General features: G+C 29.2%; 23 protein-coding genes and 1 pseudogene. 22 read left to right on the top strand and 2 right to left on the bottom strand.

Going from position 1 to position 23,409, the window contains the following annotated elements:
- The first annotated feature begins 13 nt into the window (after positions 1-13).
- The 8 genes from HMPREF1984_RS08245 to HMPREF1984_RS10985 are packed head-to-tail and all read left to right on the top strand — an operon-like array spanning position 14 to position 10,445.
- On the top strand, positions 14-829 hold the full coding sequence (locus HMPREF1984_RS08245) for an FHA domain-containing protein (RefSeq protein WP_021767505.1): 816 nt from the start codon (positions 14-16) through the stop codon (positions 827-829).
- A gap of 37 nt (positions 830-866) precedes the next feature.
- Complete coding sequence (locus HMPREF1984_RS08240) at positions 867-1,412, top strand: FHA domain-containing protein (protein ID WP_021767504.1); 546 nt, start codon at positions 867-869, stop codon at positions 1,410-1,412.
- A 23-nt stretch (positions 1,413-1,435) separates the two neighbouring features.
- Complete coding sequence (locus HMPREF1984_RS08235) at positions 1,436-3,742, top strand: PP2C family serine/threonine-protein phosphatase (RefSeq protein ID WP_021767503.1); 2,307 nt, start codon at positions 1,436-1,438, stop codon at positions 3,740-3,742.
- 24 nt (positions 3,743-3,766) lie between these two features.
- Positions 3,767-4,867 (top strand): hypothetical protein, encoded by a 1,101-nt coding sequence (locus HMPREF1984_RS08230; protein WP_156894263.1) that lies wholly within the window; start codon positions 3,767-3,769, stop codon positions 4,865-4,867.
- Positions 4,868-4,894: 27 nt separating this feature from the next.
- Entirely contained in the window at positions 4,895-5,716 is an 822-nt protein-coding gene (locus HMPREF1984_RS08225) for a serine/threonine-protein kinase (protein ID WP_036100329.1), read from the top strand.
- A 15-nt stretch (positions 5,717-5,731) separates the two neighbouring features.
- Entirely contained in the window at positions 5,732-8,347 is a 2,616-nt protein-coding gene (locus HMPREF1984_RS08220; protein ID WP_021767500.1) for a hypothetical protein, read from the top strand.
- Positions 8,348-8,349: 2 nt separating this feature from the next.
- The gene (locus tag HMPREF1984_RS08215) at positions 8,350-9,531 is read left to right on the top strand and encodes an efflux RND transporter periplasmic adaptor subunit (RefSeq protein ID WP_021767499.1); all 1,182 of its coding nucleotides are present in this window, start codon (positions 8,350-8,352) and stop codon (positions 9,529-9,531) included.
- The gene (locus tag HMPREF1984_RS10985; RefSeq protein WP_021767498.1) at positions 9,528-10,445 is read left to right on the top strand and encodes a M23 family metallopeptidase; all 918 of its coding nucleotides are present in this window, start codon (positions 9,528-9,530) and stop codon (positions 10,443-10,445) included. Before HMPREF1984_RS08215 ends, HMPREF1984_RS10985 begins: the two co-directional genes overlap by 4 nt.
- A gap of 17 nt (positions 10,446-10,462) precedes the next feature.
- Here HMPREF1984_RS10985 and HMPREF1984_RS08205 read toward each other — a convergent pair whose 3' ends face one another.
- Positions 10,463-10,837, bottom strand: coding sequence for a carbonic anhydrase (locus HMPREF1984_RS08205; RefSeq protein ID WP_036100219.1), 375 nt, complete (start codon positions 10,835-10,837; stop codon positions 10,463-10,465).
- 195 nt (positions 10,838-11,032) lie between these two features.
- Between HMPREF1984_RS08205 and HMPREF1984_RS08200 the strand changes: the two genes are divergently transcribed.
- The 11 genes and pseudogenes from HMPREF1984_RS08200 (at position 11,033) to HMPREF1984_RS08155 (ending at position 20,124) form a co-directional block, all read left to right on the top strand.
- Positions 11,033-11,254, top strand: a complete 222-nt coding sequence (locus HMPREF1984_RS08200; protein ID WP_036100325.1) for a DUF896 domain-containing protein — start codon at positions 11,033-11,035, stop codon at positions 11,252-11,254.
- Between the two features lie 101 nt (positions 11,255-11,355).
- Positions 11,356-12,021 carry an HAD family hydrolase gene (locus tag HMPREF1984_RS08195; RefSeq protein WP_036100218.1) on the top strand — a complete coding sequence of 222 codons (666 nt, stop codon included), beginning with the start codon at positions 11,356-11,358 and terminating at the stop codon, positions 12,019-12,021.
- 74 nt (positions 12,022-12,095) lie between these two features.
- Positions 12,096-12,950 carry a KH domain-containing protein gene (locus HMPREF1984_RS08190; protein ID WP_021767494.1) on the top strand — a complete coding sequence of 285 codons (855 nt, stop codon included), beginning with the start codon at positions 12,096-12,098 and terminating at the stop codon, positions 12,948-12,950.
- A 42-nt stretch (positions 12,951-12,992) separates the two neighbouring features.
- On the top strand, positions 12,993-13,409 hold the full coding sequence (locus HMPREF1984_RS08185) for an HD domain-containing protein (RefSeq protein WP_021767493.1): 417 nt from the start codon (positions 12,993-12,995) through the stop codon (positions 13,407-13,409).
- A gap of 89 nt (positions 13,410-13,498) precedes the next feature.
- The gene (locus tag HMPREF1984_RS08180) at positions 13,499-14,428 is read left to right on the top strand and encodes an RluA family pseudouridine synthase (RefSeq protein WP_021767492.1); all 930 of its coding nucleotides are present in this window, start codon (positions 13,499-13,501) and stop codon (positions 14,426-14,428) included.
- Positions 14,429-14,443: 15 nt separating this feature from the next.
- The gene (locus HMPREF1984_RS08175) at positions 14,444-15,133 is read left to right on the top strand and encodes a ribonuclease HII (protein ID WP_084408448.1); all 690 of its coding nucleotides are present in this window, start codon (positions 14,444-14,446) and stop codon (positions 15,131-15,133) included.
- Positions 15,133-15,492, top strand: a complete 360-nt coding sequence (locus tag HMPREF1984_RS08170) for a YraN family protein (protein ID WP_021767490.1) — start codon at positions 15,133-15,135, stop codon at positions 15,490-15,492. The genes HMPREF1984_RS08175 and HMPREF1984_RS08170 overlap by 1 nt, the downstream gene beginning before the upstream one ends.
- A 14-nt stretch (positions 15,493-15,506) precedes the next feature.
- Positions 15,507-15,707 carry a zinc ribbon domain-containing protein gene (locus HMPREF1984_RS11210; protein WP_084408446.1) on the top strand — a complete coding sequence of 67 codons (201 nt, stop codon included), beginning with the start codon at positions 15,507-15,509 and terminating at the stop codon, positions 15,705-15,707.
- Positions 15,673-16,449 (top strand): ComF family protein, encoded by a 777-nt coding sequence (locus HMPREF1984_RS08165; protein ID WP_021767489.1) that lies wholly within the window; start codon positions 15,673-15,675, stop codon positions 16,447-16,449. The genes HMPREF1984_RS11210 and HMPREF1984_RS08165 overlap by 35 nt, the downstream gene beginning before the upstream one ends.
- Entirely contained in the window at positions 16,446-19,001 is a 2,556-nt protein-coding gene (locus HMPREF1984_RS08160; RefSeq protein ID WP_021767488.1) for an alpha-amylase family glycosyl hydrolase, read from the top strand. The genes HMPREF1984_RS08165 and HMPREF1984_RS08160 overlap by 4 nt, the downstream gene beginning before the upstream one ends.
- 273 nt (positions 19,002-19,274) lie before the next feature.
- Positions 19,275-20,124, top strand: a pseudogene (locus HMPREF1984_RS08155) (KilA-N domain-containing protein).
- A gap of 99 nt (positions 20,125-20,223) precedes the next feature.
- Here HMPREF1984_RS08155 and HMPREF1984_RS08150 read toward each other — a convergent pair.
- A complete protein-coding gene (locus HMPREF1984_RS08150) occupies positions 20,224-20,790 on the bottom strand; it encodes a cob(I)yrinic acid a,c-diamide adenosyltransferase (protein WP_021767486.1) in 567 nt (188 codons plus the stop codon).
- Positions 20,791-20,929: 139 nt separating this feature from the next.
- Here HMPREF1984_RS08150 and HMPREF1984_RS08145 point away from each other — a divergent pair, with 139 nt between their 5' ends.
- The 3 genes from HMPREF1984_RS08145 to HMPREF1984_RS08135 are packed head-to-tail and all read left to right on the top strand — an operon-like array spanning position 20,930 to position 23,388.
- Positions 20,930-22,201, top strand: a complete 1,272-nt coding sequence (locus HMPREF1984_RS08145; protein ID WP_036100213.1) for a hypothetical protein — start codon at positions 20,930-20,932, stop codon at positions 22,199-22,201.
- Positions 22,194-22,895 carry a hypothetical protein gene (locus HMPREF1984_RS08140; protein ID WP_021767484.1) on the top strand — a complete coding sequence of 234 codons (702 nt, stop codon included), beginning with the start codon at positions 22,194-22,196 and terminating at the stop codon, positions 22,893-22,895. Before HMPREF1984_RS08145 ends, HMPREF1984_RS08140 begins: the two co-directional genes overlap by 8 nt.
- Positions 22,896-22,917: 22 nt before the next feature.
- A complete protein-coding gene (locus HMPREF1984_RS08135; RefSeq protein ID WP_021767483.1) occupies positions 22,918-23,388 on the top strand; it encodes a hypothetical protein in 471 nt (156 codons plus the stop codon).
- The last annotated feature ends 21 nt before the right edge of the window (positions 23,389-23,409 follow it).

Below are 23,409 nucleotides of genomic sequence, written 5' to 3'. Positions count from 1 at the left end.
CAATAGGGGGAATATGAGAAATATATTGTATTTTTTAAATCCAGTAAGATTATTTAGAAGATTTGTAATCAGAAGGGGAAATTTAAACAGATTTAGAAATTTGGTAAATAGGTCAGAAACAACAGGTGGAATGACAGAAAATAAAAGTAATGATGGGATGTCGGTAAATAGAGGCATTAAAAAATATGAAAAACGGATACTTTTAGCAAAAGGTAAAAAACAGAGAAATTTTTTTAATCTAAAAAACAGTATTATTTTAATAATTTTATTTATGACTTTTGTATATATTCACTTTTCGGGATATTCTATAAAAAGTATGTATGTTTCAATTTTTATATTTATAGCAATAACATTGTATCTTCTTATTGTGGAAAGATTCAATGAAAAAGTAAATTTTGAGAATGAAATAAGGGAAATAAAAAATGAAAGAACTAAGGAACATGATGTATTTTTAGAAAAAGTTAAAGATATTGAACAGCTTGAAAAAAATCAGCTGGAAAATATAATATTGAAGAATTGTGATGACTATGATATTAAAGTATGGAAAATAGGTAGGGCAACTTCTTTATTATTAGGGAAAAAAACTCCTAGAAATAAGGTGGATATTGATGTTGGGGAAGCTGTATATGGAAATCTTGTGAGCAGGGCACATGGGATATTAAATAGGGTAAATGGTCTCTGGTATTATGAGGATTTAGGTTCACAGAATGGCAGTGGAATTGAGAGAATAAGGGATAAAAGAAAAGTTAAGCTAAAAAAGAATACGCCTGTAAAGGTAGAGTCAGGAGATATTATATATTTAGCAACAACAAAGCTGCTATTAAAATAATGAGTAAAATATAAGAGGATAAAAACGGGGGAAAAGAATGAAATTAGATAGATGTAAAAATGGCCATATGTATGATGTTTCAAGATATGCTGTATGTCCATACTGTAAATCTGAAGGACTGGATCTGGAAATAAAGGAAGATAAAATAAATCTGGTTGAAGAAATGGAAGATGATGATAAAACAATGGCATATTGGTCAAAGGATGTTAATATCGATCCGGTTGTTGGCTGGTTGACATGTATTGAAGGGGCAGAAAAGGGAAAAGATTTCCGTATAGTCAGTGAAAGAAATTTTATTGGGCGGGGAGATGACATGGATATTCAGTTAACAGGGGATAATTCAATTTCAAGAAAAAATCACTGCTCGATAAGCTATAATCCCAAAAAAAGAATTTTTATGATAACGCCAGGCCAGGCAAATGGTCTTATATACATAGATAATGAAGCGTTGTATGACACAAGGGAATTAAAGGCATATAATTTAATTGAGATAGGAGAAAGTAAGTTTATTTTTGTGAATTTATGCGGAGAAAATTTTGACTGGAATAAGGAAAAATCAAAATCGAAAAAAGAGGTATTATAAAAGGGAAATCAGGAGCGGGGTAAATGAGAAAAAATGAAGCAAAATTTACAACAGTTTTTTTCAGTGAAGCAGGTACAAAAAATAAAAATAATGACTATTTTGGGTATATCCAGTTAGATAATTATGCTATATGGGCAGTGGCAGACGGTTTTGATGAAGAAGAAGGGGCAGATGTGGCAGCAAGGCTGGCAGTGGAATCTGCAATAGAATATTTTATGCTGCACCCAGGATTTAATATAGAAATAATTAATGAAATAATGTCGTATGCAAACTTAAAAGTAAGGGAAAAGCAGACTGAAACAGAAAGATATTCATTGATGCACACTTCACTTCTTATTGTAATAAGTAATTATAATGCGTTGTTATATGGAAATATTGGAAATACGAGATTTTATCATTTAAGGAATGGATATGTAATTTCACAGAGCAGTGATGACACAGTTGCTCAGTTACTTGTAGGGGAAGAAGCTTTAAATACAGGGGATTTGAAATATCATAGACAGAGGAATGATTTACTTCAGGCAATAGGGGATTATGGGAAAATAAAACCTAATATACTGAAAACTCCTGTAATATTACAGGAAAAGGACACTTTTTGCCTTACAACAATAGGTTTTTGGGAAAATATTGATGAAAAAGAAATGGAAGTGGAACTTTCAAGATATGATGAAGGTAAGAAATGGTTAGTTTCCCTTGAAAAAAAAGTTATAGCAACTTTAAGGGATAATGTGGAAAACTATACTTTTGCTGCAGTGGGAATAGAAGCTGTTGCAGAACCTTTACCAATGGAAAAAAATAACAGGAAATTTTTTATGAAAATTTCATTAGTGGCAATAGCAAGTATTTTAATAATTTTAACTTTAACATTATGGCAAGTAAAGAAGCGAAAAGATATTATGAATAAAGTGACGGTTTATGAACAGCAGGCGGAAGAAGAACTTATAAAGAAAAATTTTGAAAATTCGGTAAAGGAGCTAGAGCTGGTAATAGGAGAATATGAGAAATTAAAACCTAAAAGCAGAGGTGTAATAGGATTTTTTCTAAATGCAGATGCACGAAGAAAAGAAATGGATAGAAAAATAGAAGAAACAAAAAATAAAATAAAGGATACAGAAAAATTAAAGAAGGGTTTCAGTGATATAAGAGAAGGAAATGAATTTTTTAATAATGGAAATTATGAAGAAGCATCAAAAAAATATCAGGAAGCAAAATATAGTCTTGAACAGAATACATATAAGAGGGATGAAGTAAATACAGAAGAAGTTCTTTCTGAAATAAATAGCAGGATAGAAGCAACTTCAAAGTTAAAGGAAGCCAAAAATTTAGAAATAACAGGTGACACAGCTTTTACATCAGGAAATTATAATCTTGCTAAAGAAAACTATAAAATGGCTTCAGATATATATTTAGCAAATGGAAGAGCAGATTACGTTTCAAGTATGGAAGAAAAAATAAGAGAAATAAATGAAAAGGAAAAGCAGTCGTATAATGGAGCCTTGCTGGCTGAAAACAAGGGTGATGTACTGTCGCATTCAGATGTGGATATGTCAAGGGAAGCTTACTATCAGGCAAGGGAAACTTATCAGATTCTTGGAGATACTGTGAAGAGTCAGGAAATAGATACTAAAATACAGGAACTTAATTCAAGACAGATGGCAAAATTACAGACAGCAAATAATATGGTACAGGAGGGTTTAAATCAGATAACATCAAATAATCCTTCAGAAGCACTGTCACTTTTGACAAAGGCAAGGACAATGTATCAGGAACTTAAAGACAGTAACAATGTAAATAATGTAGATAAATTTATAAATCAGACTCAGGAATTTATAAAATATGAAAGTGAAAAGGAAAAAGAGTTTATCCAGCAGTCGGAACAGTCAAAACTGGAAATTCAGTTAAAAGAAGAAGAAATAGAGCAGGAAAGAATAAAGAGGGAGAAAATATCGAGAGATATTGAAAGTGCAACTAATTTTGAAATACAAGGGGATCAGATGTATGTTCTGAAAAGATATTTAGAAAGTATTTCCAAATATGAAGAAGCAAAAAAAATCTTTGAAACTTTGAAAAATGAAGGTAATTTTAATAATCAGCTAAAACTGGAATATTTAGAGAGAAAAATAAAAAGATCGGAAGTTTTCCTGTATGAAGAAGAAGGAGATAAGGAATCAAAAAATAAAAACTGGAAAGAGGCTGAGAAAAAATACGAACAGGCTAAAGAAAATATAAAACTATCAGATATAAATATAGAAGATGAGCAGAGAATAGATAAAAAATTAAAGAAAATCCAGAAAAAAACTAATAAAAAATGGTGGCAGTTTTGGAAATAGGAATAGAAATTGGGAGGGGAATTTGTGGAAAAAGAAAATAAGTACACCACCTTCTTTTTTGAAGAATATGAGAGAATGGCTGAAAAAAATACTTTTTCAGCTTTTCTTCCAAATAGGAACAAGGGATTGTGGTGCATGTCAAGGGTTGATTCTTTAAAAAAGAATTTGGCTAAAACAGCAGTGGTAAAAGTAGTGGAGGAATATTTAAAAAATGACAGTTTTTCAGTGGAAAATATAAATAAATTTTTGAATGAGGCTATAAAGGAATTATGGAAAAATATATCTGAAAATAGGAATAAACTGGAAAATATATCAATTTTAACTGTTATGATTGAAGGAAATAAACTGATAGCAGGTAATGTAGGAAGAAATAAGTTAAAAATATTCAGAGAAAATAAATTGTTTGAAGAATTAAACGGAGATAAAATAAAGGAAGTTATTCTAAAAGAAAATGATTATATTCTTATAGGAACAGAAATGTTCTGGAAACTGATAGATGAATATGAAATTTGTGAAATGTTGAAAAATTTCAAAGATAGAAATATTGTTGAAGAAACTCTATCATTGAAGATAAAAAAGGAAGAAAAAGATAAAAAAATGGTTGTTCCTTTTTTATCAATTCTTGTGGAGAATTTAAAAGATGAAGAAATAGCAGTTTCGTATGATCAGTATAGAGATGTAGAGTATAGGAATCCATTAGGTTTTTTTATGGTAATGATGATATTTTTATTCTTTTTTATGGCTACAGGAAAACAGATAAAATATTCTGAAAATATAGGAAATATAAAAAATAATTTAGAAATAACAAAGACCACTCCAATAAAATTAAATGAAAGAAAACTTCTAAAAGCAGAAAATAGCATAGAAACAGAAAAAATAGATACAGAATATTCTGAAAATATAGATATGGGAAAAATAGATAAAATAGAAGAAAATAAGGATAAAGAAATAACGAAAAATAGAAGACAGAAAAATATTAGAAAAAACTCTGGGAAAAAAATGAAAAATAGAAGGATGAAAGAAAATTCAAATATAGAAAGTCTGGAAAAGGAAATTCAGAAAAACTGGGAAATATTGGGAAGAGACAGTAATGGAAATAAAAAGCTGGAAAAAGAACAGCTGTAAAAATATTTAGGAATGGAAAGGATAAAATTGAACAGGTTACCATTAAATTATAAATTGAAAAATAAATACAAGATAATAAAATATGTAGCTGAAAGTAATTTTTCCAATATTTATATGGTGTTGTATAATAATAGAAAATATATTGTAAAGGAATGTTTTCCTGTAAACATTGTTATAAGAGACGAGGATAGCAAAGTGTTTACGGAAAAATATAAAAGTAAATTTAAAATGATAAAAAATGATTTTAGGAAGGAATCAGAACTGATAAGAAAATTTAAAGATGAAAATATAGTGGAGCTGATAGATTATTTTACAGAAAATAATACAGAATATATGCTTTTGGAATATTGTAAAGGTTCAAGCCTGAAACAGTATATTTTGGAAAATGAACTGACTGAAGAGGAAATATTGGGAATATTTTTAAAAATCATAAAAGCATTAAAAAAAATACACGGGAAAAATGTGATACATAGGGATTTAAAGCCTTCAAATATAATAGTGGAAGCTAATAACAATATAAAAATAATAGATTTTGGATTAGGTAAAAACTTAAGTGAGGAAAATAGAGGATGTTTAAAATGGACTCCTGGATATTCACCGCTTGAAATGTACTCGCAAAAAGCGGAAACTGATAGAAGAACAGATGTATACAGTTTGTGTGCATTACTGTATTTTATGCTGAATAAATACAGACCTATGGATTCATTGGAAAGATTTTATTATCCTGAACTGATGTATAAAGATTATGTAAGTGAAAAAATAAGAAGGATAATTGAAAAGGGAATGAATATGGAAAAAAAGGAAAGATATAAAAATATAGAAGAGCTGGAAAAAGAATTAACAAGTTAAAAACTAGGGGGGAAAATGAGACTTTTTTATGAAGAGGAACTGAGAAGAAAATCATACTATGAAATATATCAGATTGCAAAGGATGAAAAACTTGTAGAGGCATATGCTGATACTCCTGACAGGGAAGATTTGATAAATATACTTTTAAAATACAGAGGGGCAAAACCTGATTACTGTATTAATATTTATAATGAAAATGGATTGTCGTATTTGCAGGCTTTGTTTGATGACAAATTAAGTATGAGGATACATCACGAAAATAAAATAAAGATACCTCATAAAATAATAATGTATAAGGAACTGAATCTGACAAGGGAAGATAATTATAAAATAATACTTCCTGATTATATAAGCAGTGCAAATGCTTTCCTAGTGAATGCGAATAATTATTTATGTGGTATTTTTCAGCTTGAAAAGGATTTACAATCTAAAGATTCTTATTATTTAGTGTCTGACAAGAAATTTTTCAGAGTGGAAAATTTGAAAAATAACAAATTTTCATTATTATTTTTTAAAGAGCCTGAATTAAAGTTCATAAATAAATTTTATAACATAAAAAATGAGAATGAATTACCTACATATCCGTATAAACTGGATTATTATAAAGTTGATATTGAAAATTTTGAAGTAAGGGAACTTGAAGAAACAAGTACAATTTTATGTATAGATTTTGGAACAGCAAATACAGCATTGGGGGCATATCTAGACAGTAACTATGTAAAAAATCTTCCTACAAATGATATATTAAATGGCAGTATAAAATTAAATGAAATAAATTATGTGAAGTTTAACGATGGAGAAAGAAACAGCAGAGAAATAATTCCTACACTGGCTTATGTAGATGACTGCAGTAGTTCAGAAAATATAAAATATTCATTTGGATATGATGTGCTCAGAAAACTTGAAATGAATGACTATATAGTAAATGGGACACTTTTTTATGGTCTTAAGAGATGGGTTCATAATCATGAAGATGAAGAAAAAATTGTTGATGGATTTGGAAATACGGCATATGTAAAAAGAAAGGAAATAATAAAGGCATATTTAAAATATGTAGTGGAGAGGGCGGAGTATACTTTTAAGTGCAAGTTTAAAAAAATTCATGCTTCGAGTCCTGTGAGACTCAAGGAGCAGTTTCTTAATATGTTTCAGGAGATTTTTACAAAGGAAACTGGAGGAGAAAAAGTATATGAATATGAAATAATAAGAAAAAATGCGATGGATGAAGCAATTGCAGTACTTTATAATACAATAGAAAATCAGATAAAAAAGGGGAAATATACTGAAAATAAAGAGTACAGTGCCCTAATAATAGATTGTGGTGGAGGAACTACAGATCTTGCCGCATGTAAATACAGGATAGAAAATGGAAGAATATCCTATCATCTCGATATTAAGACAAGTTTTGAAAATGGAGATGAAAATTTTGGGGGAAATAATCTTACATATAGAATAATGCAATATTTAAAAATAATTTTTGCAGCTAAGTATTCTGAAAACAGGTTAATATCCATAGATGAACTTATAAAATATGACAATGATATGATTTATAAAGTTATTGATGAATATGGGACAGAAAAAATATTCGAAAAAATGGATGAGGAATATGAAAAATGTGAAAAAATTATACCAACAAAATTTGCAAAATTTGAAAATAAAATGAGTGAAGAATATAGAAAAATAAGAAATAATTTCTATATGCTATGGGAAGCGGCTGAAAACATGAAAAAGGAATTTTTTACAGTTGACAGCAGATTGAGAACAAAATTTGATGTACCTAAAATATATGAAAAAGTAAATGATTTACATATAACCCAGTTAAAGTCATGGAAATTACATATAATGCGGAAAGGAATCTTTAAAACAGTAACAGATTATCCTGAAGAAGTATTTACAATAAAGGAAATAGAAAAAATAGTAAAATCAGATATATATGGAATGTTAAGAAAATTTTTAAATACCTATTATAATGAAGGGCTGTTATTTGAATATTCTTTAATAAAATTGAGCGGTCAATCTACGAAGATAAACACCTTTCAGGAAGTACTGAAGGAATTCGTTCCAGGAAAAATGATAGAATACAAGGAGTTAAGCCATAGGGATGACTATGAACTGAAACTTAACTGTCTTGACGGAGCTATAAAATATCTTGATTATAAGAGATTTGGCCATATGGATGTAAATATTGAAAATGAAGTTCCTTTAGTACCTTATTCAGTGAAAGTGGAAAAATATGATGGAGAAAAATTTGTGATATTACAAACTTCAAGAAAAGCTGATATTCTTGTAGGATATATAGACAAATCGATATCAGCAATGGAGCTTAAAATATATTTGCATAATGCAGAAGATGAGCTCAAAAAGGAAATGATTTATAAAAATGAATCAGATTATGTGGAAGAGGATGCAGAAGAAATAATGCCAAAATTTGAAGGAATAATAACTCAAAATGACACAGATACAATACAAAACGATACAGTAAGATTTTTTATCTATACAGATATGAATAACTGGGGCTTTTTTGTATGCCCTGTCCAGAGAAGGGATGACCAGCTGTATCTGGGAAAAAGACAGTATTTTCCATATGAGGATAATTTGAATGAAGTATCATATTTTGACGGGGAACATTAGTTATGAAAAATAGTAAAGACAGTATTATATGGTTGCTACCTTCTATATTCATTCTTGTAGTTTTACTAATGATAGGTACCTGCACCCCAAGAATAAATGAAAAATTTTTAGTGGAAAAGGTAAGGAGGGAAAATCTTGAGATATTTGAAAAAATGAGGGGAAAAGCTGAAGCAAAAGATTTAATAGCTATTGGAATTGATATTCAGCTGGGAATTGATGAAATATATTTTAAAGAAGGGGATAAAGTAAAAAAAGGGGATGTAATAATAAAATTCAGTGATTATAAACAAAATGATGTGGATAATCAAATGAAAGATAAAAAAAGGATTTTGGCGGGGAAAAAATCACAGCTCAGATTTCTGGAAGAAGAATACAAGCTTGGAATGGATGTTAAAAATCAGTTACAGAAGATAAAAGGGGAAATAAAAGCTATCGAAGATGACCTAAATACAATTGTGGAAAATGATGCCCTGATTCAGAGAAATGTAGTCAGTCCTGTAGATGGATATATAGTAAAAATTAATGCTGTAAAAGGAGGAACAAACAGTAAAAATCTTCCGGTTGTTTTATTAGTAAAAAATCGTGATATGAAAATAGTAAGTGATCCTGTGAAATTATCACGGAACGAATATCTGAATGCAGGAAATAGGGCAGAAGTAGAAAATATGATGGTAAAAGGAGAAAAAGTTCCTGCAACACTTTATAAAATAAATGATACAGGAATAAAAGATATTAAAACTTTAGAATTTTTAGTAAATTCAGCTGGAGATTTTAAATTAAATGAAATATTTGATATATATCTGTATTACCAGAAAAGGGAAAATGTTCTTACAGTGCCGGTAAGTTCAGTAGTTCAGAAGAAAAAAGGAAATGAGAGTAAATTTTTTATTTATTTGATTAATGGTGAAAATAGAGTTACTGAAAAGGAAATATACTTAGGTATAAGTAATGGAGAAAAGATAGAAATATTCGGGAAAGATATAGAAGAAGGGATGGAAATAATAGGAAATCCAAATAATCATCTGCGAAATAACATAATTGTGAAAAGAAGAAGTTTACAGGAGGAGAAACGGGAAAAAGAAGAAAAATTGAAAAAGCTAAAGAGTGAAAACGACAGGAAAGAAAAGGAAATAGAAAAAAATAAAAGGGAAATAATAATACTGGAAAAAGGGGAAGGAAAATGATAAATGGGGCAGGAATTAAGATTACAGGGAAAAAATTACAATATGATATAGAAAAAATAGCAGGAATTATGGTAATTGCCATACTGTTATTTTCTATATTATTTCAGATAAATCAGATAATTAATATAAATAGTGGATATTTTGAAGAAGAAATTACTGAAAATATAGAAGAAAAATTGACAAATGCCATTAATACTGAAGAAAAAAAATTATATGAAATAAAAGCAGAAGAAATAGCTGAAGATGAAAAAATAAATAAGGTAGAAAAGGTGCAGGGAATAATAAAAATAACAGGAGAAGAACTTGCAGGCAGTAAAGAAAATAGAATAATCAAAATAAAAGATACTCCCACATATATTAATACAAATGAAAATTTGAAAAATATTAATGGACTAAATAAGAAAAACTATAAATCTGGTATAAAAGAAAATGTAATTGAAAATATAAATGTAAAGAATATTGTAGATAATCAGGAAGTTCAAAGAATTCAGAATATTCAGAATGAAACTATTGGAAATAACAATTTTGGGAAAATTTTGTGGCCTGTAAAATCTGGAAAAATAACAAGTAAATTTGGAAATAGGAATCATCCTGTCCTAAAATCAGTAAAATTTCATAGGGGAGTGGATATTGCTGTATCATTAGGAACTCCTGTATATGCTGGAATAAGGGGGATAGTAACTTTTGCCGGGAAAAGAGGTAATTATGGAAATCTTGTAGAAATTAAGGGAAGTGACGGAATAAAAGTGCGATATGCCCACTTAAGTAAAATAGATGTTGTTGCAGGTCAAAGAGTTTCAGATGGAGAAAAGGTGGCAGAAACTGGAAATACAGGAATGTCAACAGGACCTCATCTGCATTATGAAATTATTGTAGATGAAAGCCCTGTAAATCCATTGAATTTTCATGATTAAAGTTGGAAGTATAAAATTTATACAAAATCTATAAGAACTTCCATTTTACCGTCTTCTGTGACAAAAAGACCTGTTACAGCTATTTCAGGTAAGTGTTCGTGAATCATGGCAACAGATTTTTTTATATATCCTTTTTGTGTTTCATCATCAGCTGGACAACCGGCACAGTCACTATGACCGGCAACGAAAATATGGTCAGATTTATGTTTATTTATTGAAATAAGTACAATTTTATCCTCCACAGATTTAAGATAGTCATCATAGACAATTTTACTGACAGGACCTGCATCGGTAATGGTATCTACGTATTCATAACGATAATTTTCCCTGATATATTCATTGATTATGTGTATAAATCTCCCGTCCATACAACAAATTAAAGTACAGAACATATTTAAACCTCCTAGTTTATTTTAATTTTACTTTTCAGCATAATTGATTTTATCATTTTTGATTAATTTACTATCCAAAGTATACCATAATAGAATAGAGTTTCTCAAGTTGTAAAGGTATCGAATATATGGTACAATAAAATAGCTTTACTTATAAAATAGATATAGATAGACGAAAGGAAAATGGTGAAAAAGATGGATGAAATAGTAAAAAAAATAAATGAATTTACAAAGTTATCAAAAGAGAGGGAATTAACAGAAGAAGAAAAAAAAGAAAGAGAAAAATATAGAAGACTTTACATTGACAAATTCAAGGAAAGTCTTAAAGGTCATTTAGATAATATAAAGATTGTAAAAGTGGATGATGAAGGAAATCCTATAGATGATGACGGGAATATAATTCCAGCAGAGGCATAATTGTCTATTTATTTTAAGAAAATGGCCAAAAGCTTAAAGTAGAAAATTATAATTAATTATAACAATTGAAAGTTAATATTGGAAATAACAAAGGTGGAAAAATGAAATATAAATTAGTTTTATTTGATTTGGACGGGACATTGACAGATACTTTGGAAGCTATTGCAAAATCAGTAAACTCTGCATTTGAAGAATTAAATTTAAAAACATATACCCTTACAGAATGCAGCAGATTAATTGGAAATGGAATTGCAGGAATTGCAGATAAAGTTTTTGCTATGGAAAAATATGATGAAAATACTATAACACCTGAAGTGATGAAAGAAATACTCAGAAAACATTATGGGAAATACTATAACTACAATGTGAAACTGTATGGAGGAATTGAAAAATTACTGGATTTTCTGGAAGAAAATAATATAAAGGTAGGTATTGTGACAAATAAGGATCATGGCCTGGCATTAGATACAGTTGAAAAAAATCTTTCAAAATGGAAATTTGTTGATATAATAGGTGCTTCTGATAAAGAGCACCCTAGAAAACCCTCTTCTTATGGAATTGATAAAATTTCTGAAGAAACAGGTATTAAGAAAGAGGAAATACTCTATGTCGGAGATATGGATGTTGATGTGCAGACAGCAAAAAATTCAGGAGTGGATATTGTTTACTGTAAATGGGGATTTGGGACTTTAAAAGGTGAAGAAAATATTCCTGAAGATATAAAAGTTGATACAGTAGATGAAATAATTGAAAAAATAAAGGCATAAACAGTAAATATAATTGATAATACTTTAAAAAATTTTGAATTTTTGTATTTGAATTCTTGTAGGAGAAAAATTAAATGGAAGAGATTGAGAAAGTAATAAGAAATTTTGAAAATACTGAATATTTTGGATATATATTTTATATTGCATATGATGGGAGAAAATTCAGTTCCTTTGATGAAAATCCGAATGAAAAAAGTATAAAATCTGAATTTAGAAAATTACTCGAAAAAAATGGCATAAATTTTTTTAAAGGAATTCAGCAGGCGGGAAGAACAGATAAGGATGTAAGTGCTAAAGAAAATCTGCTTTATATTAATTCAAAGCATTATATAGAATTTGAAAAGCTTGGATATAAGGAAATAGACGGACTTGAGATACTGAAAATTGAAAAAACGCTTCCATTTTTGGAATTTCCTGAATTAATAGCAAAAAGACATTATATTTATGAGTATCCGGAAAAACTTATAAAAAATACTGTTGAAAAAATAAATTTAAACTGCATGGAGTTGTCAGGAAAAAAAGACTTTAAGAAATTTACATCAAAAAAAGGTGAAAAACTTAAAAATCATGTGAGGGAAATCGAAGTTGAATATAGGGAAGGAAAACTTTATTTTACTGGAGATGGATTTCTTCCACAACAGGTGCGGATAATGAGCAATTTTATTTTGAATGGGAATATGAAACCCTTGCCTGGAGAGTATTTGACATTAGTAAAGGTAGATTTTTCAGATGAACTGGAAAAAATGATTTTGAAAAGTGAAAATTTTGAAGAAGTAATTGAAGATGTAGAAAAAATAGAAAAGAATGATTATTTCTATATTTTTTATGTGAATAAAGGAAATAAAGGCAGATTAATTGGGAAAAAAGGAAAAAATATAAAAAATCTGAAGAAGTTATATGGAAATATAGTTGTTAAAGAAAAAAAATAAATAAAATCTAAGAATGTTAATGTATAATGAAATGAGGAAAATATGTATATTGTAAGAAAAGGTATCGAGTACTTTTTTCCAAAGATTGATGAAAATTTTATGAATAAAGTTATTGAAATACTTGATTCTGATGAAAAGAAAATATTTTTAGAAATGGCCGGATATGATAAGTTTCATTCGCTGGAAGTGTATAAAAAATTAAGCGAAACAACTTTAAAGAATGAAATCATATATTTGAAGCTTGCACTTCTTCATGATTGTGGAAAAGGAAAAACTTCAATGATAACACGGGTTCTACATAAATTTAAAATAAAGACACCGTTGAGGGAACATGCTGAAAGAGGATATGAAAAAATAAAGGGTATAGATACTGAACTTGCATTGTTAATAAGAAATCATCATAATAGGAATCATTCGGAAAAAATGAGTATTTTCCAGAAATGTGATGATGAAAGTTAAGTTTGAAAAATTTGTATGTTATATGGCTTAATAGCCAAAATAACCTTGAAAAGTAAATTAAAAAGATAAATGGCGAGGAAAAAATTAGAATGGAATCAAAATTAATAATAGATGTTCCTGATGAAGAAACTGGAGAGAGAATTGACAGTTTTTTATCAGGAAAGACAGATTTTACAAGAACGAGAATACAGCAGCTGATAAAAGACAGGAATATAACAGTGAACGGGAAACCAACAAAATCTTCATATAAAATCGAAGAAAATGATGAAATTATAATTGAAGTTCCTGAAGTTGAAACAACGGAAATTAAACCTGAAAATATAAAAATTGATATTGTTTATGAGGATTCTGATATAGCTGTGATTAATAAGCAGGCTGGGCTAGTTGTTCATCCTGCACATGGCCACTATTCCGGAACACTTGTAAATGCCATTTTGTATCATATAAAAGATTTGTCAGGTATAAATGGTGAAATAAGGCCAGGTATAGTGCACAGGCTGGATAAGGACACAAGTGGCCTTATTGTAATTGCAAAAAATGATAAAGTTCATGCTGCACTTACAGAAATGTTTCAGGAAAAGAAAATTAGGAAAACATATCTGGCAATATTAAAGGGAAAACTCAATAAAAGTGAAGGAAAAATTGTCACTCAAATAGGAAGGGATAAAAATGACAGGAAGAAAATGACTGTCATTGATGATGCAGCAAAGGGAAAAAACGCAATAACAAATTACAGGGTAATTTCCCAGAATAACCTATTTACGCTTGTAAAAGTAAATATTGAAACAGGGAGGACGCATCAGATAAGGGTTCATATGAGGCATCTTGGATATCCGATACTTGGAGACAGTGTATACGGAAGAAAAGATAATGAAAAAAGGCAGATGCTTCACGCATATAAGCTTGAGTTTATACATCCAATAACAGGGCATCCAATGGAATTTACAGGAGAAATACCGGAAGATTTTCAGAAGGCATTAAAAAAATCAGATTTAAAAATAGATGAAATAACAGATTAACGGATGGAAGAAAAAATGAATAGTTTAAGGGAATTTGACGAAACATACGAGGGAACAGTTTTAGGTGTTGATGAGGCAGGAAGAGGACCTCTCGCCGGAGCAGTAGTGGCTGGAGCTGTTATAATTCCTGAATATTTTTCTGAACTTGATGAAATAAATGATTCAAAGAAACTGACAGAGAAAAAAAGGAAAAAACTTTTTGAAATTATAATGGAAAAATGCATAGTTGGAATAGGGATTTCTGATGAAAAGGAAATTGATGAAGTGAACATATTGAATGCAACTTTTTCCGCAATGAGAAAGGCAATCAGCCAGGTGACTGAAAAAGCTGAATTTGATGTGGTTCTAGTAGATGGGAATCATAAAATAAAAGGGTATATGGGAAAACAGGAAGAAGTAATAAAAGGAGATGCAAAATCATTGTCTATTGCGGCGGCATCAATTGTGGCAAAGGTGACCAGAGATAGAATGATGCTGGAAGTGGACAAAGAATTTCCAGAATATAACTTTGCAAAGCACAAAGGGTATGGAACAAAATTACATCGTGAAATATTGCTTGAAAAGGGGCCTTGTAAATATCACCGTAAATCTTTTCTGAAAAAGATATTAGGTGATAAAAGTCAGAATAAAATCTCTGAAGGAAAAAATAATAAAGGGAAATTAGAAAAAAAGGTGGATAAAAACAGGGGGTTAAAATTATTTTAATGAAAAAGAAAAGGGAAATAGGGTTTGAATATGAGGAACTGGCAAAAAAATATCTGATTACAAAGGGAATGAGATATATTGAAAGTAATTTTTATACAAGATATGGAGAAATAGATATTATTTTTACAGATGAAGAGGAAAAAACACTTGTGTTTGTAGAAGTGAGATATAGAAAAAATTCTGAATTTGGTGAGCCGTTAGAAACAATTGACGGGAAAAAACTGGAAAAAATAATGATTTCTTCACAGATTTATATAAAAAATATAAAATGGAAACAAAATGTAAGATATGATGTCATAGGAATAAAAAAAGATAAATTAGGTAATAATAAAATAAACTGGATAAAAAATGCATTTTGAGGTGAGAAGGAAAAATGAAAAATCATGAAAAATGTTTAAAATGTGGCTCAACCTCATGTGAGGTAAAGTCAATTGCATTGCCTACTAAAAAATTGACTGGAGCAAAAATTTCTCTTGATACATTTTATTTAAAAATATGCCAGAATTGCGGTTATACCGAAATGTACTCGGCAAAAGTCATTGAGAAGGTCAAAAACCCAATTAAAAACTACTAGTAAAAAAATAGAGGATATAGTTGACAAGGTAATTTCGACTTTTAAAGGAATTATATTTAAAAATAAGGACATAATTTCAGGGAGGGAGTTAGTCGGGGGCGGCATAGTATCAGAGGAAACAGAAAGTAGGCTTTTAAATTTAAAGAAATTGAGGAAATTAAATAACATTTACTATATCTGGGACTATAATGAAGAGTTTAAGAAACTAATTTTTTCCTATAAGTACAACAGGAAGAAAAATCTTGCAAAATTAATTGCAGGGTTAATAGAAGAGGAGTTTGAATATATTATTCAGAAGGAAAAAATAGATTTTATAGTAAGTGTTCCAATAAATAAAAAGAGGGAAAATGAGAGAGGATACAATCAGGTTGATGAGATTCTGAAACGGCTGAATGTAAACTATGTGGAAATAAAAAGAGTAAAAAATACAGAAAAAATGCATAAGCTGTTAAATGAAAAACTGAGGGAAGAAAATATCAGGGGAAGTTTCAGGATAGGGAGTGACTTTGATTTTAAAAATAAGAAAATACTTTTAGTTGATGATATAATTACAACAGGAGCAACCCTTAGGGAAATAAAAAACAGTATTTTAGATGATATTGACAGGAAGGTTTTTATTAATTCAAGAAATCGTAAAATTGCTGAAGCTGGAAGTGAAAGGACAAAAAATAGAAAAACGGAAATTACAGTTTTTTGTCTGGCGGCGGCAAGAGAAATCAAGATGAATAAAGGAGAAGTATGAATTCTTTAAAATTAAAATTAGTAATATTGGCATGTATAATAATGTCTACGGCAAATTCCTTTACTAATACCAATAATAGTACAAAAGTTGAGAAAACATCAGTTGAAGTTGAAAAAACATTATCGGATAAAAATGAAAACAGTAATTCTGAAAAAGAAGATAAAACAGAAGAAAGTGCTGTAGAAGAGGTAAAAAGTCCTACTAAATATAGTCAGAGGGATGATAATATCATTGATATAAATTCACTGGTTCATGAGGAAACGCCTGATTATAGAATTGTTAATGGAAATAACGTAAGGCTGATACTGAAAACAAAAAATAATGATGTTTATTCTGCACAAGTTGTATACAATGGCGGAGAAAAAATGATGAAGAGTATTGGAAATTACGGGGGAAATGAAATATTTGTTGCTGAAATTCCAAACAATGTAAGAGGATATTACTTTAAGCTGGTTGACGGTAAAGTAAAATATTTTTATGGAAAAAATACAACAACTTCAGAAAATAGTGTATTGAAATTTCAATATCAAAAATCAGATAAGTTGACATATATTCCAGAATGGGCAAGAGGATCTGTAGGATATCAGATATATATAGATTCCTTTAGAAATGGTAATGTGGATAATGATCCTATTTTCAATGAATTTGGAACGGATGATTTTGCTCAGCCTGAAGGAGAAATACGGTCAGGTACTCCAAAAAAAGACCTTGTTGCTGCTGAATGGGGAACAACGCCATATCCTTTTTCTGTAAATGAATGGAATGGAAATTATGAAACTAAAAATGAATGGGAAGAAGATGCACTGAATGATGTTCAGAATTATACGAGATACTACGGAGGAGATCTTCAGGGAATTAAGGAAAAACTTGATTATCTGAAGGAACTTGGAGTGGAATATATTATAATTTCCTCACCATTTTATTCCCTTTCAAATCATAAATACGACACAATATATTTTAACCATGTAGACCCTTATTTTGGATATATAGAGCAGACTGGTACAAATAAAGGGCTGGATATACAAGGTAAAGTACATAATAACAATGGGGATAAGGAATTGAATCTTCTGATTTATAATCCTGCCGCTAAAGAAAATCTTCTGAAAGAAAACTTAACTGATACAGCTACTTGGGTTTGGACAGATTCTGACCTGGAATTTGCAAGTCTTATAAAGGAAGCACATAAAAAAGGATTGAAGGTTGTTATGGAAGTGGCTCCGGATACAGTTTCAACAAAATTTTTTGCCAGAATGAATTCAGATTATAAAAAATGGTATAAGGACGGGGAAAATACAAAGCTTGATTTATCTTCAAAGGTGGCAAGGGAATATGTTGAAAATTCATTGAAAAAATGGGTTCTGGGACCTGATGAAACATTTAAGGAAAATGTTTATGATGACGGAATTGATGGTATAAGATATGTTTATTATGATGCTAAGAATAAGCCACATATTGTTGAAATAACAGAAAACCTGAAAAAGTTTAAAAAGGATCTTCTGATAGTAGGGGAATTTTCCAGAAATTTTGCTGATGATATAGATGCCGGACTTTATGATAGCGGAACAGACTATAATATTGTAAATAATATGATAAAATATACAATAAACAGTAACTCGAATTATAGAATTGGAAGTGTAGAGTTTGCCAGTAAAATGAATGAAATTTATAATAAATATTCAAGCGAAAGATTTAATCTGACACAGGTTTATATTGATTCGCTTGATACAGATAGAATTTTCAGTGGAATTATAAATCCAAACAGGGTTTTTGACAGAAATAATCAGTCGAATCAGGGATATTTAAACATAAGACCGGATTTATATGACGGAAATGCAATAAGTAAACTTAAGAGAATAATTGCTGTTCAGTTGACAATGCCTGCTACTTCGGTAATATATTATGGAGATGAAAAAGGAATGTGGGGGGCAGATTCTCCTAGAAACAGAAAACCAATGTTATGGGATGATTATGCACCTTACGAAGATGAAACTGATGATTTAAGTAAGTATGATATTAATACGCTTAGAAATCTTCCACCTGAAATTGTTCAGATAAATGAAGTTCAGAAAACAGTTTCTTATCCTGTCAAGGAAAATGCTGAAATTGAGAATTTTTATAGAACATTGTTAAAGGTAAGAAGTGAAAATAAGGAATTGTTTAAAAATGGAAAATTCAGAGTTCTTGAAGTATACAATGATCCTAAAACTAAAGGAAGAATTGATGCTGAAACACAGCAATATCTAAATGAGGAAAAGAGAAAGGCTAAAACATATCAGAATAAAGATATAAATCCACAATGGCCTAATACTGATTTTATTTCATATGAAGTAGCTTATGGAAATAAGTCTATGATTGTCATAATGAATAATTCAGGAGATTCTTATCCAGTAAGTCTTCATGTTCCAAAACTTTTTGGATTCTATGAAAATCAGTTGAATAAAAAGGAAGTTTATTCAATTTCCGATAAGAAAATAAATATTATATTGAAACCAAATGAAGTAAAAGTTCTGTATAGTAATGATAAGAATATTTTTGATTCATTTAAAAAATAGATGATTTTATATGATGAGGAAAAAATAATTATAAAATATTGAAATATACAAGGGAGCTGTTTCAAAATGAAAAAATAGGAATGAAATATATGGGAAATAAAATTATTTAATAAAATTTTCTAATATAATTTTTCATATTATTTTTAAATTTTCTTTTGAAACAGTTTTTTTATACAGAAAGTAATAAAAGGGGGAATTAAGTTGGGTAATGAAATTAAATTATTTGAAGATAGTTGTTGTAAATAGTACATCAGTAAGAGGAGGGATTCATAAATGGCTAAGATTAAAAAAGATACAATTGAAGCAAATGGATTTTCAATCCAAATCTATACAGAAGACTTTAAAAATGACTATATAAGTCTTACAGATATTGCAAGATATAAAAGCGAAGAACCATTTATAGTGATAAATAACTGGTTAAGAAGCAAAGATAATATTCAATTTTTAGGTTTATGGGAATCAATACATAATCCAAATTTTAAATCTATCGAATTCGATAGGTTAAAAAATGAAGCAGGTAGTAATGTATTTACTTTATCACCACAAAAATGGATTGAAAAGACAAATGCAATAGGGATAATTTCTAAGTCAGGACGGTATGGAGGTACATTTGCTCATAGTGATATAGCGATGGAGTTTGCTTCATGGATTTCGCCAGAATTTAAACTTTATATTATTCAAGACTATAAGGGACTTAAATTAGATGAAAATTCTAGATTATCTCTTGGTTGGAATTTAAATCGTGAAATCTCAAAGATTAACTATAAGATTCATACAGATGCTATCAAGGAATATCTACTATCCGATTTGACAAATGAACAATTATCTTATAGGTATGCCAATGAAGCAGATATGATAAATGTTGCCCTATTTAATAAGCGGGCAAAACAGTGGCGTGAAGAAAATCCAAAATTAAAAGGTAATATGCGAGATTATGCAAGTCTGAATGAAATTATTAGTGCTTGCCAATATGGAAAGCTACAATGCTATTCTAATCAGTAAAGATATGAAGCAAAAAGAAAGAATGATAGAACTTAGAAAACTTGCCAGGACACAACTTTTATCCTTAGAAAAATTAAGTTCTGCAGAACTTAAAAGTTTAGAAAATAAGACTAAGAAATGAAGGGAAATTTTCATAGGAATTTAAATTAGAGCTATATTTATGGCAGTAAAAAATTATTATCATAAAATATAGCTCTTTTAATTATCATATGTAGCAGAATTATTTAAAAATTACTTCACTACGTAAATAATCAGTTTCAGTTACTCCCATTCTGACATTTATAAGACAGGCAGCAATAAAAAAATAATCTGAAAGTCTGTTAATGTATCTTAATCCAATTTCATTAACATGTTCTTCTGTTTCAATTAGAGCGACTATTCTTCTTTCCAGTTTTCTTGTAAAGGTTCTTAATATATGAAATTCAGCAGCAATCTTACTTCCTCCAGGAATAATGAAATGCTTAAGTTCAGGTAACTGTGGAAGATATTCATCTATTCTGTTTTCAAGCCATTCTACATCTTTTTCTGTCTGTTTGTAAGGACGTAACTCTCCAGGAGTTGCCAAATCACTTCCACAATCAAATATATGATGCTGTATAATGATACATTCTTTTCTAATGTCAGATAATTCAGGATAATTTTCCATTTTTGCTACAACTGATCCAATCAATGAACATAATTCATCAGATGTTCCGTATGTTTCAACTCTTATATGCGTTTTACTTACACGTTCACCACCGTATAATCTTGTATATCCCTTATCCCCGTATTTTGTATATATTTTCATAATAGACCTCCTGTAAATTATTTTTAAATTATATCACATAAATAACTGAAAAATTATAAATAAAATTAAAAATAAGTTGAAAGAAAAATTAATTTATGATATAATTAAAATAAAGTTAAGGGATGGGGTAAATAAAGGTATGGATAAGGAAACGATAATACTTGAAAAGGAACTGGCAGGTAAAACAATAAGGGAAAGTTTCTTTGAATTGAAAAAAGAAATAGATGAAAGATTTTCTGAGATAAAGGAAAAATATTTAAATAGTGTAATAAAATCAAAGAGAGATATTTTCATTGAAACAATACTTTCTGATAATGAGGAAATATATAGTTTCAGGGAAAGTTATCATCCTGTTATGGAAAAAAAGTATAGTGTAACAGATATAGAAGATGAATTTTATTTAAATGAAGTTTATGTAGATATTTCCTACAATCAGCTGGAAGATATTGTCCAGGGAGAATATGAGGCATGGATAAATGTTGCTGGAGAAAATTATGGAATGAAAATTGTTCTTGAATATGACAGAAGATATGAGAAAAAAATTGAAAGATTGTATGAAGCTTTTAAACTGAACGGGAAAAAATGGCAGACTGTAAATATGGCACATTTTAAACGTATGTACAGAATAAAAGTTGTGGGATATGATTTCCAGATGACAAAGGAATTATATGAAAAAATAAAGGAAAACAGGGATGAGGCAGTGTATGAGTTTGGAATTTATGAGGAAAATATACTGTTTAACAAAACTTTGTTATGGAATATAGAAGAAAAGAAGATAATAAGTTCAATATTTGTAAGGCCTGTGAAAAATGATATTTCATTTGAATATGTAATAAAGAAAGATGAAAATGAAATACTTGTGGAAAATAATGGAACGGGAGATATATTGTGCTGCTATTCTGAAAATTTAAATGATCTTCATATAATAAGCAGGAAAAAACTGGAAAATATATGGAATGTATTCTCTATAAAATCTATCCAGGAATGCAGAAAAAATTTAATGATAAATTCAATAGAGCTGGAAAAAATGCCAGAATACTTTCTTTTTACAAATTTCAGGAAGGAAAGCTTTACAGATAGATTTAAAGAAAATGCAGGAACAGAAAACAGGATAAACAGTAAAGTAGAGCTATATAAAGTTTTTTCAGATTATGAATTTATAAAGGAGAATTTTTCTCTTAAGGAAATAAATATAGGCAAGAATGTCCTGGAAAATATAGAAACCTATAATTGTAATGAATTTATAAAAAATGACTTTAAACTATTTTTTTATAATGAGAAAATAAATCTGAATTTATTTGCTGAGTGTATTGAAAAAAGTAATTATACAGAAGATATGCTAAGTTTCATAGTAAGTGAAATACAGCTGAGGGTACCGGAATTCAGATGCAGGGGGTATCTGAATGATTAGAAGTAGGAAAGCTGGTTACGAATATTTATGGGCAGGTTCAGGAAAAAATATAAAATTTATATCGGAAGAGGAATATTCTCCTTATTTGGAGATTAATGGGGATTTTCTAAATGAATTTAGGCTGGAAAATGAAATAAAGGTAAATCCGTTTATAAGATTTAATAGCATATTTTCAAGTTTTTTGGAAATCTTTCAGGAAACAGAAGAAGAAAAATATAAGGAAATTAGAAAGAAATTTATTCACGAAGCACTAATGTGCCTCAGGGAAATAGACTATGTTACAGGAACAACAATTATAGATATATATTGTGAAAAGATATTGAGGGATATTGAAGGGGGTGTCTTTGGAGATGAATTAATGGCAGATTTTAAAAAATTGACGGAAGAAGAAAAAAATGCGATGGTTCTGCTGTATTACGACAAAATTGTAACAGGAAAAGAAAGTTTTGATGTATTTTCCAATGGTATAAAGTATTTTTTTCCTGATTCAATAATTTATCAGAAAAAATATGAGAGGAAAAAAGTAGTAATTTACATTAACAGGGAAAAGAAAAAGGAAAATAGATTAAAAGTAAAAATAATGGAAAATTTATTTCTGCCATTGGGTGTAAAGATAAAGTATTACTGGGAAAATCATTTTGGTGTAATAAATGTAGAAAAAACTTTAAAATTGGGAGAGGTTTCAGTTTTCTAAAAATATATGAGGGGGATTGGGAATGAAATATAAAATAAAAATTGTTGATGAAAGCGAAAAAAAGGAAATAAACATAGGAGAAGATGAGATAATAGAAATAAAATATAATATAGGACTAGCTGAAAATACTGATTTTGCAAATAATAGGAGCAGTATTGAAATGACAGTTACAGGAAAAGTCATATCGAATATAGAAAATAATACAAATAGTGAAAATAATGAAAACAGTAATGATAATACAGATCTATATGAACAGAATAAAAAAAATATTATTGATCTGGCAAAATGGGCGGAATCTTATCTTGAAAAAAATGATTACAGAAATGTGGAGGTGTTTGTGAATCTCGGAGCAAATAAAAATATAGACTACAAGTTTGCAAATATGTTTGTAAGGAATTTCTCTCAGGAACTAAGCATTGAAAAGGGGATTGGAGTATTTGTACTTCATTTGAAACAGAAGTTTCATCAGAAAAATAAACTGGATATAAAATAAAAAGAGGCGGGCCAGGTTATA

Origin of the sequence: Leptotrichia sp. oral taxon 215 str. W9775, from assembly GCF_000469505.1 — a bacterium.
Classification (GTDB): domain Bacteria; phylum Fusobacteriota; class Fusobacteriia; order Fusobacteriales; family Leptotrichiaceae; genus Leptotrichia_A.
Note: the sequence above shows the minus strand (reverse complement) of the source record. Positions and strands in the feature narration are given on the sequence as shown.